This is a genomic window from Paralcaligenes ureilyticus, assembly GCF_004346225.1.
GTDB classification, from domain to species: domain Bacteria; phylum Pseudomonadota; class Gammaproteobacteria; order Burkholderiales; family Burkholderiaceae_B; genus Paralcaligenes; species Paralcaligenes ureilyticus.
The window spans coordinates 96,409-112,669 of the sequence record NZ_SMAJ01000006.1; the positions used below are offsets into that span (position 1 = coordinate 96,409).

A 16,261-nucleotide genomic window follows, 5' to 3' on the forward strand; every position below is an offset into this window, starting at 1 on the left:
TTACTGCATGCGGTAACCGCCGTTCACATCGATGACGCTGCCGGTGATATAGGCCGCATTTTCCGACGCAAGAAACTCCACGGCGCAGGCCACGTCGTCGACCGTGCCGATACGCCCCAAAGGAATATTGGCGGCGGCCGTTTCCATGGCGCCGCTACTGGAAATAGTGCTTCGGAGCATATCGGTATCGATCAAGCCGGGAGCAACGCTGTTTACCGTAATGCCCAAATGCGAAACCTCTCTGGCCATGGCCTTGGTCAAACCCAACACTGCCGATTTGGCGGCGATATACGAAGCGCTGGAACGGTAGCCGCCCAGTTGAGCCGCCACCGAACTGAAGGTGACAAACCGCCCATGCGGCACGGGCGCCTTCTCACGCCGATTGATATAGGCTCGGGCGCAAAGAAACACGCCGCGCGCATTGACTGCCTGACTACGTTCCCAAATGTCCACCGATGTGTTCTTGATCAAAGGCCGTTCTCCATCGGCCTGGAACAACAGCAGCCCGGCCGCGCAGACCACTACCTGCACGGGGCCCCAATCTCGCTCGATATGATCGAATGCGCTTTCGACTGCGATTTCGTCGCTGACATCGAAAGGCAGGGAAACATGGCCTGGCGATCCTGATTCGCCCAATTCGCGCGCGACCCGGCCGGCGCGCGCAGGGTCGATGTCGCCCGCGACGACTCGAAACCCGGCCGCCGCCAATTTCCGGCAAATACACGCGCCAATGCCGCCTCCGGCCCCCGTCACCAATGCAATTGGCGTTCGTTCTTGCGACAACACTTCCATCTTGTTGTAAAGACCCATGTATACAATCCCTCAAACCGGTTGAGAGGACCCGAATCCAGGAAAAGCGTGATCTATTGCTAAAACAACTCAGGAAATTATGCATACATAAGAGGTTCACAGCATCCGTAGTTTCCCTAAAGGCTGCAATTTTTCAAGCATCATTTCAGATTTTTTTCGTCCCTATGTATACAATTTGGCGATGGACACACTTTCAGAACATGTTACCGAAACGCTCAGGGCCTGGGTTTTGCAGGGAATCCTGGCACCGGGCCAGCGCCTGGAAGAAATCCCGCTGGCGGCCCGATTGGGTGTGTCACGCACACCGGTTCGGGCGGCGCTCGCCAACCTGGGCAATGAAGGCTTGCTGGATCACCAGGCCAAACGCGGCTATACCGTGCGGGTATATCAGGTTGAAGAAATCGTCGGGGCCTACGAAGTGCGGTCCGTACTCGAAGGCCTCGCCTGTCGAAGAGCGGCTCAGCGCGGCCTGGACCACGACACCATCCGCATACTCAAGACCTGCCTCGCCACGGGCGACCGCATCCTGGCCAAAGGCGTGCTGCTTCCCGCAGATCATCAACCTTATCAGCGCATGAATATCGACCTGCACAATACGATACTGAGTGCCGCGAACAACCCCTGGGTCGTTCGATTCGCCACGCAGGCGCAAACAACGCCTTTCGCTTCAGACCGAATCATGCTTTGGGACGATCACCAGATTATCCTGCGCTCGCACAATGACCACCATCGTATCGTCGACGCACTCATCGAACGCGACGCGGCCCGCGCCGAAACCTTGATGCGCGAGCATGTGTACTATGCCGGAATAATATTGAAGGACAATTATCAGCGTTTGACCAAGGCCGCCGCCGAAAATCCGCTCGCGTAGTGCCACCCCTTGTGGGTGGCATATCCCTGGCGCAAGAGATGTATCCTGCATGGATGACAGGCACAAGGCCTGTCGCTACAAAATTCACGTACGCGCCTTGCCGTACAATCTAGCCCTGTTCATTCCGACTCGAAACGCATGTCCCCTACCATCCTGGTCACCGGCGGCACCGGCTTTATCGGCAGCCACACCACGGTGGCTTTGCAAGAAGCGGGCTATCGCGTCGTCATTCTGGACAATCTGTGCAACAGCAAGCCCGACGTCCTGGATCGTATCGCGCAAATCACCGGCATCAAACCCGGATTCGTCGAAGGCGACGTGCGCGATGCCCGGACGCTGGAGAGGCTATTCGAAACGCAGTCCATTTCCGCAACTATGCACTTTGCCGGGCTCAAGGCAGTCGGCGAATCGACCCAGCAGCCGCTGCGGTATTACGACAATAACGTGAACGGCAGCGTGCATTTGCTGCAAGCCATGGATCAGGCCGGCATCAAAACCTTTGTGTTTTCATCATCGGCCACCGTATACGGCAACCCACAAATACTGCCGCTCGCCGAAGACCACCCGCGATCGGCGACCAACCCCTACGGCCACAGCAAACTGATGGTCGAAGACATTCTGGAAGACGTATACCGCGCCACGACCGGCTGGCGCATTGCGCGGCTGCGCTACTTCAACCCGGTGGGCGCACACCCCAGCGGCCTGATCGGCGAATCCCCTCAGGGCGTGCCTAATAACCTGATGCCCTACATCGCTCAGGTTGCCGCGGGCCGGCATCCTCGCCTGAAAGTATTCGGCAACGACTATGACACCCCCGACGGGACGGGTGTGCGCGACTACATTCATGTCTCGGACCTGGCCCAGGGCCATCTTGCCGCTCTAAAATATTGCGAACAGGCCGGGCAAGAATTGCTGACGGTCAACCTCGGAACAGGCAGAGGCTATTCGGTGATGGATATGATCCACGCCTTTGAACACGCAAGCCGGAAAGCCATTGCCTACGACATCGTTGCACGGCGCCCCGGCGATATCGGAGCTTGCTGGGCCGACACCCGTCTGGCTGCCGAAAAGCTCGGATGGCGCGCGGATAAAGGCATAGCCGAAATGTGTGAGGATGCCTGGCGCTGGGAAAACGGCATCTGCAAAAAACGCGCCCGTCGCTAATGTAGCGGCAGCCCTTGTGGCTGCCATTCCCCGAAAATGCAGGTACCGCGTTTTGATGGGCAGCGCTTTGCCACCCACAAGGGGTGGTGCTACAAAGGGGTGGTGCTCACGCCGGGATCTGCCAGCCCTGCACAAAAGCCGCAACCGGCTGACGTTTGCCGCCCGCTTTCTGCAGCTCCAGCACACGCAACACGCCGTCGGCGGTCGCCACGTCCAGCCCATCGGGGCCAACGCCCTCCAATTCACCTGGAGTCTTTTGAGCGGGCCTGTTCAAAACCTCGGCTGACCAGACCTTTACTGGATCGTCCAGGCCCGGCAAACGCAAACTCGCCCCCGGAACAGGATTGAAAGCCCGGATGCGCCGCTCGAGTACGGCGGCGGATTGCAGAAAATCCAGAGCGGCCTCGGACTTGTCCAGCTTGGCCGCATAGCTCACACCTTCAGCAGGCTGAGGCACCGCAGTCAAGCCACCGCCGGCGATTTCATCCAGAACCTGAACAATCAACCCGGCCCCCAGCACGGCCAATTCATCGTGCACCTGCGCCGCATTGTGGGTGGCGCCGATCTCCAGCGACTGCACCCGCAGCATATCGCCCGTATCCAGGCCGGCGTCCATTTGCATGATCGTAATACCGGTCCGGGCGTCGCCCGCCTCGATCGCCCTTTGTATAGGTGCCGCTCCGCGCCAGCGCGGCAAAAGGCTGGCGTGAATGTTCAGGCAGCCAAATCGAGGCAAGGACAGCACCCACTCGGGCAATATCAATCCATAAGCCGCCACAACAATCGCCTCTGGAGCCAACGCCAACAAGGCGTGCCGCACCGCCTGCGCCTCATCGGGGTACTTGCCATCGAGCCGCAGGCTGCGGGCCTGCAACACGGGAACCCCTGCAGCCACTGCCGCCTGCTTGACCGCACTTGGCATTAATTTCAGGCCACGTCCGGAAGGACGATCGGGCTGAGTCAACACCAAACCGACCTCGTGGCCGGCCGCCAGAATGGATTCCAGGGCCAGGCGGGCAAATTGCGGAGTTCCGGCAAAGGCGATGCGCATAGAAAAATCGAACCGTGTAATTGAACCGGCATGATACCAAGTCCAGCAGCCCTGGAGGCAGGGCTAGCCCAGCGTGCCGTTTGGCCGGCTTGGCCGCAGCTACATGCGCTGGGCGTCCTGACGCTCTTGCTTGCGAATCCTGGCCTTGATGCGGTTTTGTTTAAGCCTGGACAGATACTCGACAAACACTTTGCCCATGAGGTGGTCCAGCTCGTGCTGAACACATACCGCCAGCAAACCCTCGGCTTCGAACTCGAAGTGCTCGCCATGCTCGTTCAAGCCGCGCACGCGTATGCGGGCCGCGCGCTCGACCTCGTCGTACACGCCAGGCACCGAGAGGCAGCCTTCTTCATACACCTGAACCTCTTCGCTCTTCCAGGTGATTTCAGGGTTGATCAAGACGCGCAGATCGCTGTCATCTTCGGACACGTCGATCACCACGACGCGTTCATGCACGTCCACCTGCGTGGCCGCCAGCCCTACCCCCGGGGCCTCATACATAGTCTGGGCCATATCGCGCACCAGCTCGCGTATACGGTCATCCACAACATCAACCGGCTTGGCAATTTTGTGCAAGCGCGGATCGGGGTAACGAAGAATAGGAAGCAAAGCCATGAAACTCATCCGATAAAGCATTCAAGCTCTAATGATAAAACAAGTCTGGGCGACGCTGCACCGGGACGTCTTGACGGAGCCCCGCTGACGCAATGCAGCAACGGCCGCGCGCGGTGGCTTTTCTGTCATGCCGGCGACACGCGCGCCGTACGCTGTGTCACACTGACGCCATGTTGCCACCATTATCCTCCGAAGAACTCGCCGCCTGGCTGCGCTTGTCGCTCGAACCCGGGCTGGGCGCAACCCAGGCCCGACACCTGTTGCAGGAGGTCGGCCTGCCGCAAAACATCTACGCCCTGTCCTCGACCGCCCGGGCCAGGCTGCTGCCGCAGGAACTGGCCCGCCAGATGGTCGCCGAACCGGCGCCCGGCACGCTGGACATCATTACCCGCACGCTCCGATGGCTGGACGCCCCCGCACACCATATCGTAACGCTGGCCGACCCGGCCTACCCCAAGGCCCTGCTCGATACCCACGACCCGCCCTTACTGCTATATGTCAACGGCCGGGTTGAACTGCTCGATAGCCCCATCATTGCCATGGTCGGCGCACGCAATGCCAGCCAGGGCGGCATTGACAACGCTCTGGCATTTGCGCGCTACCTGGCCGAACATGGCTGGTGCATTGCCAGCGGGCTGGCACTGGGCATAGACGCCGCTGCGCACCAAGGCGCCCTGCGCGCCGGCCCGGGGGGCGGCGGCACCGTAGCCGTGCTGGGTACGGGCATTGACGTGGTGTATCCGGCCAAAAATCTCGATCTGGCGCACCAGATCGCCCTGCACGGCGCGCTGGTGTCCGAATTTCCGTTGGGCACGCGCGCAATGCCCTACCAGTTCCCCAAACGCAACCGAGTCGTGGCCGGCCTGGCACGCGGAGTCCTGGTCGTCGAGGCGGCAACTCAAAGCGGCTCCCTCATCACCGCCAAATTCGCGGCCGACATGGGGCGTGAAGTTTTCGCCATCCCAGGCTCGATCCACTCGCCCTTGTCGCGCGGCTGCCACGCCCTGATACGCCAAGGGGCCAAACTGGTTGAATCGGGGGCCGACATCCATGACGAGCTCGGCCTGGCGCGCCCCGGCGTAGCCATCGACGCCCCTTCTCGCACCAAAATGGCTTCCCCGCCACCGAAAGCGGTAGACGTCGACACCCAGCGGGTGCTCGACGCATTAGGCTACGATCCGGTGGATATCGACACGCTGCAACGGCGCACCCAACTCAGTCCGGGAGCGCTGAACACTTGCCTGCTGGAACTCGAACTGAACGAATCCATTGTCCGGACGGACGACGGCCGTTTTCAACGGCGCTAAACGGTTTATGATTAAGCCTGTTCCTTCTCCAAACCGGCCGCGGGCTCCTGTCAGCCCGCCTGCCAACTGTCTCCACCCAGGAATACCTCATGTCTTTACCAGATCGAGTCAAAATAGTTGAAGTTTCCCCACGCGACGGATTACAGAACGAAAAAGGAATCATCGCCGCGGCCGTCAAAATTGAATTGATCGACCGGCTGACTTCCGCCGGATTCCAGAACATCGAGGCCGCTTCTTTCGTATCCCCAAAATGGGTCCCGCAAATGGCCGATGGCGCCGAGGTCATGTTGGGCATACAACGTCTGCCCGACACCATCTATTCGGTGCTCACACCCAATATGCGCGGCTTTAACGACGCGCTGGCGGTTCGCGCCGACGAAGTCGTTATTTTCGGTTCGGCCAGCGAAGCCTTTTCGCAGAAAAACATCAACTGCTCGATTGCCGAGTCCATCGCCCGATTCGAACCCGTTGCCCAGGCAGCCAAAGCCGCCGGACTACGCCTGCGCGGCAGCATCAGCTGTTCGCTGGGCTGTCCCTATCAAGGCGAAACGCCGATTCAATCCGTCGTCGATGTTGCCCAACGCTTCCTGGCCTTGGGCTGCGACGAAATCGACGTGGCCGACACCATAGGCGTGGGCACCCCGAAACGGGTCAGGCAGGTCATGGACGCCGTCACCCGGATCATCGATCCAGCCCGCATCTCAGGGCATTTCCACGATACCTACGGCCAATCGCTGGCCAATATCCTGGCCTCGCTCGAAGCCGGCATCAGCATATTCCACACTTCCGTCGCCGGCCTGGGCGGCTGTCCCTATGCCAAAGGCGCTACGGGCAACGTCGCTACCGAAGACGTGCTATTCATGATGGACGGGCTTGATATCGAAACCGGCGTCGACCTGAACGAAGTGGTCGACATCGGAATGTGGATATCAGCCCATCTGGGGCGCAAGACGGCCAGCCGGGCCGGCAGCGCGCTGGCAGCGCGCAAGGCCGCCTGAGTGGATCACGCCAAGGCGCAAGCGCCAGCGCAGTACCCGCCTGGCCTGCCCCCCATGTGCGGCCCCAGCGCCGAAGAACGTTCCGCCTTGTTCGAAGATATCGGCCCACTGCCATTGCATGGCCAGGCCTGGCCCACCTGGATCAAGATCATGGCCTGGGTGGTGCTGCTTATCATTGCCATGCAAATCACCCGCACAGCCACCAGCCCGCATGCACACAGCGTCAACCCCGTGATCGCGGGCGGCATTCTGGTGTGCTTTATGGCACTGCTGGTCGTGGCGCGGTTCATGCTGATCTCCGAAACCCGAATTACATGCAACGGCATCGAGCAATCGTGGATAACGCGACGGCAGATCATCTGGGACGACATCCAGTTTGCCAAATTCGTGCCGCTGATCGCCTCCAAACGTCTGGTTTGCTTCACCCGCCACGGCCGGCCGGTAGTATTTCAGGGCGGCACACGCGAACTCCAAATAGCCTTCGCCCGCATCGCCCTGGCCTACCGGCGGCGGCGCTAGGGATTGATTAGGTCGGGCGATGCCACGCACAAGGGGTGGCGCTACAACGCCGACGACCACGCGAGCATCCACCGATTGAGCGTCGTGGGCGGTTAAGGTGGGGCGGGCGATTCGGGCACGCCGCGCGCAGGGCCGGCTTCGGGGATTCAAGGCGTGCGCTGTTTGAGCGAGACGCTTGCGAATAGCCCAGTGGGCTATTCGCCTCGCGAGTTCGCACGCCGCCCCGAAGCCGGCCCTGCGCGCGGCGTGCCCGAATCGCCCGATCCGCCTTAACCGCCCACGATGCGGGGCTAGAAGGTTTATGCGGCATAGGGCGGTATATCAAAAGAATGCCGCCTTCAGCGAATGCCACCCACAAGGGGTGGCGCTACGGGGGTGGCGCTACAGGGCTGCCGCTACAGACGCTCGAAAATCCCAGCCGCGCCCATCCCCGTGCCCACGCACATGGTCAGCATGCCGTAATCGAACTTGCGGCGGCGTATGCCGTGAATCACTGTAGCGGCGCGTATCGCGCCCGTAGCCCCCAAAGGATGGCCTAAAGCAATAGCGCCACCCATAGGATTGACGATATCAGGATCAAGCCCCAGGTCGCGGATCACCGCCAGCGACTGCGCGGCAAACGCCTCGTTCAATTCAATCCAGCCCATCTGATCAAGCTTCAGGCCAGCGTGCTTGAGCGCCCGCGGTATCGCTTCCTTAGGCCCTATCCCCATAATCTCCGGCGGAACGCCGCGCACAACGAAAGTCACGAAACGCGCCAAAGGAGTGAGCTTATGGATTTTAAGAGCCCTCTCGGACACCACCAGCAACGCCCCAGCCCCATCAGAGATTTGCGAACTATTGCCCGCTGTCACACTGCCTCTGGCCGCGAACACCGGACGCAACCTCGCCAGGGCCTCAAGGCTGGTATCAGGCCTAGGCCCCTCATCAAGGCTAACCATCTTATGAACTTCAGCGACCTTGCCGCTACGTAAATCCGGCACATGATTGACAATATCCAGCGGCAGCATTTCGTCGGAAAATTCGCCCGCCTGCTGGGCCGCGATGGCGCGTTGATGCGAACGCAAGGCAAACGCATCCTGATCCTCGCGCGACACCTTCCAGCGCATGGCTACCTGCTCGGCCGTCGTACCCATGCCATAGGCAATACCCAGGTTTTCATCGTGCGTAAAAATGTTCGGACTAAACGACGTACTCACACCCATAGTAGGCACCTGACTCATGGACTCGACGCCGGCCGCCAACAACACATCGGCTTCACCCACGCGGATCCTGTCGGCAGCCATCGCGATGGCCGTCAGTCCCGACGCGCAAAAGCGATTGACAGTGACGCCCGGCACCGAACTGGGCAAACCCGCCAGCAAAGCGCCGATACGGGCTACATTCAGGCCCTGCGGGCCTTCGGGAATGGCGCAACCCACAATGGCATCTTCGATCGCCCCCGGATCGAGATCCGGCGCCTGCGCCAACACGCCCCGAATCACGCGCGCCAGCAAATCATCGGGACGCTGACGCGACAACACGCCGCGCGGCGCCCGCCCGATTGGCGTACGGGTTGCGGCAACGATATAAGCTTGTTGTAGTGTGCTCACGTCCAGCTCCTTAATTTCGAACAGGCTTGCCTGTTTTCAATATACCGGCGATCCGCTCCTGGGTTTTCGGATTGCCGAGCAGGCCCAGGAATGCTTCGCGCTCAAGCGCCAGCATCCACGCCTCATCGACCATCGACCCGGGGTCAACGTCGCCGCCGCATATCACATGCGCCACTTTCTCGGCCACCACGAAGTCGTAATCGGAAATAAACCCGCCTACTTTCATATTGAGCAGCTGGGCCTTCAAGGTAGCGGCGCCATCGCGCCCCGCCACAGGAAAGGTTTGCGCCATGGGGGGGCGCCAGCCCGACTCGGCCAGAGCCCACGCTTCGCGCACCGCCACATACAATAGTTCGTAGCGATTCATGACCACCGTATCGGAAGGCAGCAAATAACCTATGTGGCGCGCATCGAGCGCCGATTTCGACACCTGCGCGCTGGCCACGGCCAGGGCGAATTTCTTAAGATAGGCCAACAGGGGCGCATCGGGCGCCCCTTCAGCCTGCAACTGCGCGGCACGGCGCGCGCAATACGACATGCCGCCGGCGCCGGGAATCACGCCTATGCCGACCTCGACCAGACCGATATAGGTTTCGAAATGCGCGACCCGCTTGGCGCAGTGCACAGAAAGCTCGCACCCGCCGCCCAGCGCCATGCCCGCCAAGGCCGCCACTACCGGCACCTGGGCATAGCGCAGACGCAAAACCATTTCCTGCATCTCGCGCTCTATGGGCTCGACGGCCGCCACGCCGCCCGCCGCAAAAGCGGGCATCATGGCTTTCAGGTCCGCCCCTGCGGAGAACGGTTCGCTGAGCTGGCCTATCACCAGGGCCTTGAATGACGCTTCGGCCAGATCGACCGCATGAGCAATGCCGCGCACCACGTCGGGACTGAGCGTATGCATTTTGGTTTTGAACGACAAGATCAACACATCTCGTGGATGCGGCGCGGGCAAAGTCCAGCACTTGATGGCTTCGTTTTCGAAAACCACGGTTTCATGCAAGGTGCTGGGTTCCCCCACCTGACGCGGGGCGCCGATCTGCCGTTGATACACCGGCAATGCGCTACGCGGTTCGAACTTCTGCGTACGGGGATTCCATGAGCCGGCGGCCGTCTGCACACCCTGCGCCTCCCATACCGGGCCGCTGCCCACCCAGGCGGGCAAAGGTGTGCTGGACAGGGCCTTCCCGGCCTTGATGTCGTCGGCTATCCAGCCGGCCACTTGCTGCCAGCCGGCAGCCTGCCAGATTTCGAAGGGCCCCAATGCATGGCCAAACCCCCAGGCCATGGCCTGGTCCACTTGCCGCGCCGTATCGGCAATATCGGCCAAGTGGACCGCGCTGTAATGAAAGCCGTCGCGCAGCACGGCCCACACAAACTGAGCCTGCGGGTGCGCGGACTCGCGCAACGCCTTTAACCGCTTGGCAGCATCGTGTTCGGCCAATATAGCGGCAACACCCTCGTCGATTTTGGCGTCGGCCGGAATATATTCCTGAGTGGCGGGGTCGATCCGCAAAATGGCTTTGCCTTGCTTGCGATAGAAACCCGCACCCGTCTTTTGCCCCAAAGCGCCCTTTTCGATCAAGGCCGCCACCACCGGCGGCACCTTGAAATGAGCATGGAACGGATCGTCCGTTAACTGATCCTGCATGGTGCGCACCACATGCGCCAGCGTATCCAGGCCGACGACATCGGCCGTACGAAACGTGCCCGACTTGGCGCGCCCCAAACGCGTACCAGTGAGCTCATCGACCAACTCGTACGGCAAGCCGAACCTGTCGGCCTGCGCAAACACCGACAAAATACCGAATACGCCTATGCGATTGCCCACAAAGTTGGGAGTATCCCGGGCGCGCACCACGCCTTTGCCCAATTGCGCCACCAGAAAGGTCTCCAACTGGTCCAGCAACACGGAGTCGGTGTCGGCGGTGGGAATCAGCTCGACCAGGTTCATGTAGCGCGGCGGATTGAAAAAATGCACCCCGCAAAAGCGATGACGAAGCGGCTCGGGCAAGGCTTGCGACAAGGAGGTAATCGACAGGCCCGACGTATTGCTCGCGATAATGGCGCCCGGCTTGATGGCCGGCGCCAATCGATGATAGAGCTCGCGCTTCCAGTCCAGGCGTTCGGCAATGGCCTCGATGACGATATCGCACTGAGTCAGGAGGCCCAGGTCGTCCGCATAATTGGCCGCGGTGATCAGATCACCCAGTTCGGGCGTACCCAGCGGCGCCGGGCTCAGCTTCTTCAACTGTGCGATCGCCTTTTTGGCAATGGCGCTTTTATCACCGTCTTTGGCCGACAAATCGAACAGCACCACCGGCACGCCAGCATTGACGCAATGGGCGGCGATCTGTGCCCCCATGACCCCTGCGCCGCACACGGCCACTTTGCGTATATAGAAATTCGATCCAGGGAGGGCAGCCTCGACGGCTGATAAACGTGCAGACATGGATAGCCTCCAGGAAACGGAGGGACCATGAGGATAAAGGTCCCTGTCACAAAAATGATCGCCTGCCCCAGTGTATTACGTGCGGCGTCCGAAAGGAATTATGCACCGATCAAGGCGGGCTCTTGTGTGCATCGTGATGAAGACAGCTTTATCCGGCGTACTTGCCACAATTGGATTCGCACGCTTATTCACATAAGGTATTCACTCCTCATGATTTTAAAAATATGGCACTGAGTGATATACTTTTGTCTACTTATACCGATCCCCCAACACGCGTTTTCAAAACGGCCTGGTTTAGGCGCGCTGCAAATAAAATCGAGATTTCAGATGTCACGCTATGCCGAAGGATCAGACAGGCTCAGCGCATCAGCATCGGTAATTTGGGTGGTGGCGTAGTTAAAATTCGGTTGAAGAATAATCTTTACCGATCAATAGTCCTTACTGATTATGGACATTTGTGGATCTACGTCCATTTATACGCCAAACAGGACAGCGCTAATATCAAAGCATCCGAACTATCCGATTTCCGAAAGCTGGCTATTTTGTACCAACGGTCAAGCGCAACCAACATTAACATTGCCGTATCTAACGGCGATCTATTCGAGATATGTCATGATGAGGAAGCCAATATTCAAAAGCAAGGCGTTGGAAGCGATTCATAGCGCAGCCAACGGGCTGTATCACGCAAACGCAATCAGCAAAGCAACTATGCGTGAGTTCGACGAGTCCTGTCTTGTCATTCCTACTGTGATGGCTCCAGATCAGATTAAACATATTCGGGAAGCAAACCATGTCAGCCAACCCGTTTTCGCGCGCTATCTAAATACCAGCGAATCGACCATAAAGAAATGGGAAACAGGCGCCAAACAACCTAGCGGAATGGCATTGAAACTGCTCAGTATCGTGCAGAAGCATGGCCTTGCTCCCCTGAGCTGATCGTCAAATTCCCGCTCGATGCATTGCAAGCCTTACGCGCAGGCCAGGTTCTCGGCATTTTTCCGCTGCACCGCTTCAGGGATGGGAATAACCGTTTGCCTGGCCGCAAGCCCATTTTCAAACATGATCAGCTGGCCGGCATCCAGGCGGGTCCAGGTTTCATTATCGGTAAGAGGCTTGGTGGCTATCACCGCTACGCAATCGCCCTGGCGGTTGGTCTGCGAAAAATCGACCGTCATGTCGGCATCGAGCAAATGCGCCTTGTTAAACGGCCATTTGCGAACAATGTAATGCAAATTGGTCGAACAATGCGCGAATAGCACGCGGCCATTGGAAATCAGAAAATTGAACACCCCGTAGTGGGTGAGTTCGCGGGTCAGCGATTCAACTGCGTCGAACAGTTGGGCGTTCGAAGGCGCTTCGTAACCGAACCGACGCCGTAAACCCTGCAAAATCTGACAGAACGCGGCTTCGCTATCGGTCCCACCTACCGGCCGGTATTGGCCGTCCAGCGTGGGCGAATAGTCCTTCAGGTCGCCATTATGGGCAAAAATCCAGTGTCGGCCCCATAACTCACGCATGAAAGGATGGCAGTTCTCCAGTTCGATGGAACCCTGCGTTGCCTTGCGTATATGCGCAATCACATTCTTGGACTTGATGGGATAACGTTTGATGAGTTCGGCCACGGGCGACCGGCACGACGGCGCATTATCGATAAACAGGCGGCAGGCTTTGTTCTCGAAGAAAGCTACGCCAAAACCATCGGCATGATGATCAGTTTGCCCCCCGCGCGCCGCAAAACCCGTAAAGGAAAAGGTGATATCGGTGGGAGTGGCACAACTCATGCCCAACAACTGACACATAGTGTTTGGTCTTTAACGCAAAACAACGCGTCATTAAGGGCGTAAGCACCAAGCACTACGCGATGCGCTGATTAGCCACAATTTTAGTACGGGAATATTCAAATCACATAAAACGCTGATCAATCAATTAGTTATTAGCTATTCCGATGTATTTTCGCAACGTCATGCCAGTCGGGACAGGCCATTAATGCCACACGTATCCGGCACTCTGCAAGAAGGGTATATACAGAAAGACGATGGCAGCCACAAAGGGGGCGCTCCTCTACACCAGCGCAAACCATTTCGTCAGATTGAATTTGCTGCGTGCGGACCAGATGGCAAGCAGATCAAAACTGGGTAAACCATCGCCGTCGGAAATGGGGCAAAAGGTGACGCCCGGAAAATCGATGGTTTGAATCCAGTTTGGCAATAAACCGATTCCGCAACCGCCTGCAACGCAGGCCAGTACCGTCATGGTGCGATTGGCATGCTGATTGATTTTGACCTCGTAGCCGGCTTGGCGAAGGGCCTGTGTTATCCCCGCGTATAGATGCGGCAACTGATCCTTGGGATACAAGACCAAACCCTGCTCGGCCACTTGCTGCAAGGAAATTTTCTTTTTTAGCTTCAAGGCCAGTCCACTGGGTACGGCCGCAATCAATTTGTCTCTGCGCAACACACGCTCATTCATGAGGCCGCTGACAGCGACAGGCGAGTGCATCAGACCCACATCGAGCGCTCCTTCCCCCAAGGCCGACACCTGCTCTTCGTTACTCATTTCCTTCAACACCAACTGCAGGCCGGGAGCATATTGACGAATAATCGCGATCACCTTGGGCAATACCTCAAACAAGGCGGAGGAGACCAGACCGATACGCAATGTGCCCGACAGCCCGGTTTGGGCCTGTTGAGCCTTGTGGGCGGCTTCATCCAGCAAGTACAAGCCGTTGCGGATATCTTGCGCCATGACCAGAGCGGCCGCAGTGGGCTTGGCGCCTCGCCTGGATCGCTCGAAAAGCACGGTGCCCAGGCTCTTTTCCATTCTTGAAATCGACTGGCTCAGCGCCGGCTGTGCAATATCCAGTTTGTGGGCTGCCCGGCCAATGGCACCTTCGTCCAGGATCGCAAGAAAACCGCGCAATTGGCTAATTTCCATATCTTATAAATATGAATAAATATTGATTAAATAATAGATGATTATGGCCTGAATGCCTAGAATTACCCCTATTCTCAGCCACTCAGACTTGCTCATGAGCGCCAGATCCCTCCCAGGAAATATGCCGCCAGGCGCGATCGACGCACATGCCCATGTATTCGATCGCGATCTGCCCATGATTGCGCAGCGCCGTTACACGCCCGACTATCCGGCACCACTGGGACGCTATCTGTCTTTACTGCACGATCATGGCCTGGCAGGCGGCGTTCTGGTGCAGCCCAGCTTCCTCGGCTACGACAATCGCCATTTGCTGCGGTGCTTGCGCCAGGCCAAGGGACTGTGCAAAGGAGTCGTAGCGCTCGACCCCGCGACGCCCAAGGCCATTCTGCACGAAATGGCTCATGCAGGAGTCGTCGGCGCCCGCATGAATTTATTCGGCCAGGACTTGCCCGGATTCCAAAACGAGACCTGGCGCCGGTTTCTGTCCGAAGCCCGGCAACTGGACTGGCATATCGAAGTGCATTGTCCGGTCACTCAACTTCCAGACGTACTGCCGCCATTGCTGGCCTTCGATTGCAAAATCGTCATTGATCATTTTGGCCGCCCGGATTATGAATCGGGCATCGATCTGTCAACACTCGATTACCTGTGCGGCCTTGCGCAAACCCAGCGTGTATGGGTGAAATTATCAGCGGCTTACCGCGTCTGGTCCGAGAAAACCATCGCTCAGTCCAGCCTCGTCGCCCACCGTCTGCTACAGGCTTTTTCGGCGCGGCGTTTGGTCTGGGGCAGCGACTGGCCTCATACCGAACATGAAGCAAGCGCCGGATTTGATCGCGCATTGCAACACCTGGCCGACTGGATTCCACAAGAAGAAGATCGGTTCGCCATTCTGGTGGACACCCCTCGCCTGTTATTTCAATTTTAAGGAGACTCATCATGCTTTTTTGTTCCATCGCATTGAAGAAGACTATCCGTTATTTACTGGGCGCCTGCGCCGCCGGCGCGGCTACCCTGGCGTTTGCCGCGTATCCCGACAAACCCATTACATTGATCGTGACCTATCCACCCGGCGGCACCGTAGATGTCGTGGGCCGACTGATTGCACCCGAACTGGGCAAGAAGCTGGGGCAGACGGTAGTGATAGAAAACAAAGGCGGCGCGGGTGGCATGATAGGCGAAGGATTCGTCTCACGTAGTACTGCCGACGGCTACACCTTGATGCTGGATGCCTCCAATTTCGCGCAGAATCCGGCGCTGCGATCCAAAATGAGCTTTGACGTGCAAAAGGACTTTGAGCCCGTATCCCTATTGCTCAAAGTGCCCAACGTGTTGGTCGTGAACCCCAAAAGCCAGATTAAATCCGTCGCCGACCTGATCAAACTGGGTAAGGATCGCCAACATCCCACCTACTTTGCATCGGCCGGCCCGGGCTCGGCTCAACATCTTGCCGGCGAACTGTTCAATCTGATGGCCGGCACGCACCTGGTGCACGTACCCTATAAGGGCGGCGGCCCAGCCATGTTGGATGTCATGGCCGGACAGGTGCCACTGATGTTTGCAAGCCTGGGATCGTCCTGGGCGCACATAAAAAGCGCCAAATTGCGAGCCGTGGCCGTAGGCGGCACAACGAGATCCAGCCTGATGCCCACTATTCCAACCATTGCCGAATCCGGCCTGCCGGGATTTTCGTCCTATGAGTGGAATGCCATTTTTGCACCGGCAGGAACACCCAAGCCCATCCTGAACAAGGTCTCAGCCGCGATTACCGAGGTATTGAAAGAACCCAAAGTGCGAACGCAACTCGAAGGGCTGGGCGCCGATGTCGTGGCGTCAAACCCCGAACAATTACGAGCGTTTGTGACTGAAGAAATTGCCAAATGGAAAAAGGTTGCCAAGGAAGCGCACTTGCAGCTGGATTGAGGCGATGTGGGAAATGGCACCCACA

General features: G+C 58.5%; 16 protein-coding genes. 9 read left to right on the top strand and 7 right to left on the bottom strand.

Annotation, left to right across the window (positions count from 1 at the left end; all coding sequences use genetic code 11):
* Positions 1-810 carry an SDR family NAD(P)-dependent oxidoreductase gene (locus tag EDC26_RS10005; RefSeq protein ID WP_243700864.1) on the bottom strand — a complete coding sequence of 270 codons (810 nt, stop codon included), beginning with the start codon at positions 808-810 and terminating at the stop codon, positions 1-3.
* Between the two features lie 181 nt (positions 811-991).
* On the opposite strand from EDC26_RS10005, the gene EDC26_RS10010 reads away from it, so the two are divergent.
* Both EDC26_RS10010 and galE read left to right on the top strand, forming a co-directional pair.
* The gene (locus tag EDC26_RS10010; RefSeq protein WP_132582102.1) at positions 992-1,681 is read left to right on the top strand and encodes a GntR family transcriptional regulator; all 690 of its coding nucleotides are present in this window, start codon (positions 992-994) and stop codon (positions 1,679-1,681) included.
* A gap of 138 nt (positions 1,682-1,819) precedes the next feature.
* Positions 1,820-2,845, top strand: a complete 1,026-nt coding sequence (gene galE, locus EDC26_RS10015) for a UDP-glucose 4-epimerase GalE (protein WP_132582104.1) — start codon at positions 1,820-1,822, stop codon at positions 2,843-2,845.
* 106 nt (positions 2,846-2,951) lie between these two features.
* On the opposite strand, the gene fmt is transcribed toward galE, so the two are convergent.
* Positions 2,952-3,896, bottom strand: a complete 945-nt coding sequence (gene fmt, locus EDC26_RS10020) for a methionyl-tRNA formyltransferase (RefSeq protein ID WP_132582106.1) — start codon at positions 3,894-3,896, stop codon at positions 2,952-2,954.
* A 99-nt stretch (positions 3,897-3,995) separates the two neighbouring features.
* Positions 3,996-4,511 carry a peptide deformylase gene (gene def, locus EDC26_RS10025; protein WP_132582108.1) on the bottom strand — a complete coding sequence of 172 codons (516 nt, stop codon included), beginning with the start codon at positions 4,509-4,511 and terminating at the stop codon, positions 3,996-3,998.
* Positions 4,512-4,681: 170 nt separating this feature from the next.
* Between def and dprA the strand changes: the two genes are divergently transcribed.
* The 3 genes from dprA to EDC26_RS10040 all read left to right on the top strand — a co-directional run bounded on the left by dprA (position 4,682) and on the right by EDC26_RS10040 (position 7,335).
* Entirely contained in the window at positions 4,682-5,818 is a 1,137-nt protein-coding gene (dprA, locus tag EDC26_RS10030) for a DNA-processing protein DprA (RefSeq protein WP_132582110.1), read from the top strand.
* A gap of 89 nt (positions 5,819-5,907) precedes the next feature.
* Entirely contained in the window at positions 5,908-6,816 is a 909-nt protein-coding gene (locus tag EDC26_RS10035) for a hydroxymethylglutaryl-CoA lyase (RefSeq protein WP_132582112.1), read from the top strand.
* A 54-nt stretch (positions 6,817-6,870) separates the two neighbouring features.
* A complete protein-coding gene (locus EDC26_RS10040; protein ID WP_132582314.1) occupies positions 6,871-7,335 on the top strand; it encodes a hypothetical protein in 465 nt (154 codons plus the stop codon).
* Between the two features lie 395 nt (positions 7,336-7,730).
* Here the strand turns inward: EDC26_RS10040 and EDC26_RS10045 are convergent, their stop codons facing one another.
* A complete protein-coding gene (locus EDC26_RS10045; protein WP_132582114.1) occupies positions 7,731-8,927 on the bottom strand; it encodes an acetyl-CoA C-acyltransferase in 1,197 nt (398 codons plus the stop codon).
* 10 nt (positions 8,928-8,937) lie between these two features.
* Positions 8,938-11,379, bottom strand: coding sequence for a 3-hydroxyacyl-CoA dehydrogenase/enoyl-CoA hydratase family protein (locus EDC26_RS10050; RefSeq protein WP_132582116.1), 2,442 nt, complete (start codon positions 11,377-11,379; stop codon positions 8,938-8,940).
* A 224-nt stretch (positions 11,380-11,603) separates the two neighbouring features.
* Here EDC26_RS10050 and EDC26_RS20585 point away from each other — a divergent pair, with 224 nt between their 5' ends.
* Complete coding sequence (locus EDC26_RS20585) at positions 11,604-12,041, top strand: type II toxin-antitoxin system RelE/ParE family toxin (protein ID WP_132582118.1); 438 nt, start codon at positions 11,604-11,606, stop codon at positions 12,039-12,041.
* On the top strand, positions 11,995-12,315 hold the full coding sequence (locus EDC26_RS10060) for a helix-turn-helix domain-containing protein (RefSeq protein ID WP_207915096.1): 321 nt from the start codon (positions 11,995-11,997) through the stop codon (positions 12,313-12,315). The genes EDC26_RS20585 and EDC26_RS10060 overlap by 47 nt, the downstream gene beginning before the upstream one ends.
* A gap of 32 nt (positions 12,316-12,347) precedes the next feature.
* On the opposite strand, the gene EDC26_RS10065 is transcribed toward EDC26_RS10060, so the two are convergent.
* Together EDC26_RS10065 and EDC26_RS10070 are read right to left on the bottom strand one after the other, a co-directional pair.
* Positions 12,348-13,178, bottom strand: a complete 831-nt coding sequence (locus EDC26_RS10065) for a class II glutamine amidotransferase (RefSeq protein ID WP_132582122.1) — start codon at positions 13,176-13,178, stop codon at positions 12,348-12,350.
* Positions 13,179-13,440: 262 nt separating this feature from the next.
* Positions 13,441-14,298 carry a LysR family transcriptional regulator gene (locus EDC26_RS10070; protein ID WP_341802614.1) on the bottom strand — a complete coding sequence of 286 codons (858 nt, stop codon included), beginning with the start codon at positions 14,296-14,298 and terminating at the stop codon, positions 13,441-13,443.
* Positions 14,299-14,407: 109 nt separating this feature from the next.
* Between EDC26_RS10070 and EDC26_RS10075 the strand changes: the two genes are divergently transcribed.
* Together EDC26_RS10075 and EDC26_RS10080 are read left to right on the top strand one after the other, a co-directional pair.
* A complete protein-coding gene (locus EDC26_RS10075) occupies positions 14,408-15,241 on the top strand; it encodes an amidohydrolase family protein (protein WP_243700865.1) in 834 nt (277 codons plus the stop codon).
* Positions 15,242-15,252: 11 nt separating this feature from the next.
* Positions 15,253-16,236: a tripartite tricarboxylate transporter substrate binding protein gene (locus EDC26_RS10080; protein ID WP_132582126.1), complete on the top strand. Its 984-nt coding sequence runs from the start codon at positions 15,253-15,255 to the stop codon at positions 16,234-16,236.
* The last annotated feature ends 25 nt before the right edge of the window (positions 16,237-16,261 follow it).

Bases quoted from the DNA above. Each gene is read 5' to 3' on its own strand.
- EDC26_RS10005 (WP_243700864.1), bottom strand. From the start codon at position 810: ATGGGTCTTTACAACAAGATGGAAGTGTTGTCGCAAGAACGAACGCCA.
- EDC26_RS10010 (WP_132582102.1), top strand. From the start codon at position 992: ATGGACACACTTTCAGAACATGTTACCGAAACGCTCAGGGCCTGGGTT.
- galE (WP_132582104.1), top strand. From the start codon at position 1,820: ATGTCCCCTACCATCCTGGTCACCGGCGGCACCGGCTTTATCGGCAGC.
- fmt (WP_132582106.1), bottom strand. From the start codon at position 3,896: ATGCGCATCGCCTTTGCCGGAACTCCGCAATTTGCCCGCCTGGCCCTG.
- def (WP_132582108.1), bottom strand. From the start codon at position 4,511: ATGGCTTTGCTTCCTATTCTTCGTTACCCCGATCCGCGCTTGCACAAA.
- dprA (WP_132582110.1), top strand. From the start codon at position 4,682: ATGTTGCCACCATTATCCTCCGAAGAACTCGCCGCCTGGCTGCGCTTG.
- EDC26_RS10035 (WP_132582112.1), top strand. From the start codon at position 5,908: ATGTCTTTACCAGATCGAGTCAAAATAGTTGAAGTTTCCCCACGCGAC.
- EDC26_RS10040 (WP_132582314.1), top strand. From the start codon at position 6,871: ATGTGCGGCCCCAGCGCCGAAGAACGTTCCGCCTTGTTCGAAGATATC.
- EDC26_RS10050 (WP_132582116.1), bottom strand. From the start codon at position 11,379: ATGTCTGCACGTTTATCAGCCGTCGAGGCTGCCCTCCCTGGATCGAAT.
- EDC26_RS20585 (WP_132582118.1), top strand. From the start codon at position 11,604: ATGGCACTGAGTGATATACTTTTGTCTACTTATACCGATCCCCCAACA.
- EDC26_RS10060 (WP_207915096.1), top strand. From the start codon at position 11,995: ATGAGGAAGCCAATATTCAAAAGCAAGGCGTTGGAAGCGATTCATAGC.
- EDC26_RS10065 (WP_132582122.1), bottom strand. From the start codon at position 13,178: ATGTGTCAGTTGTTGGGCATGAGTTGTGCCACTCCCACCGATATCACC.
- EDC26_RS10075 (WP_243700865.1), top strand. From the start codon at position 14,408: ATGAGCGCCAGATCCCTCCCAGGAAATATGCCGCCAGGCGCGATCGAC.
- EDC26_RS10080 (WP_132582126.1), top strand. From the start codon at position 15,253: ATGCTTTTTTGTTCCATCGCATTGAAGAAGACTATCCGTTATTTACTG.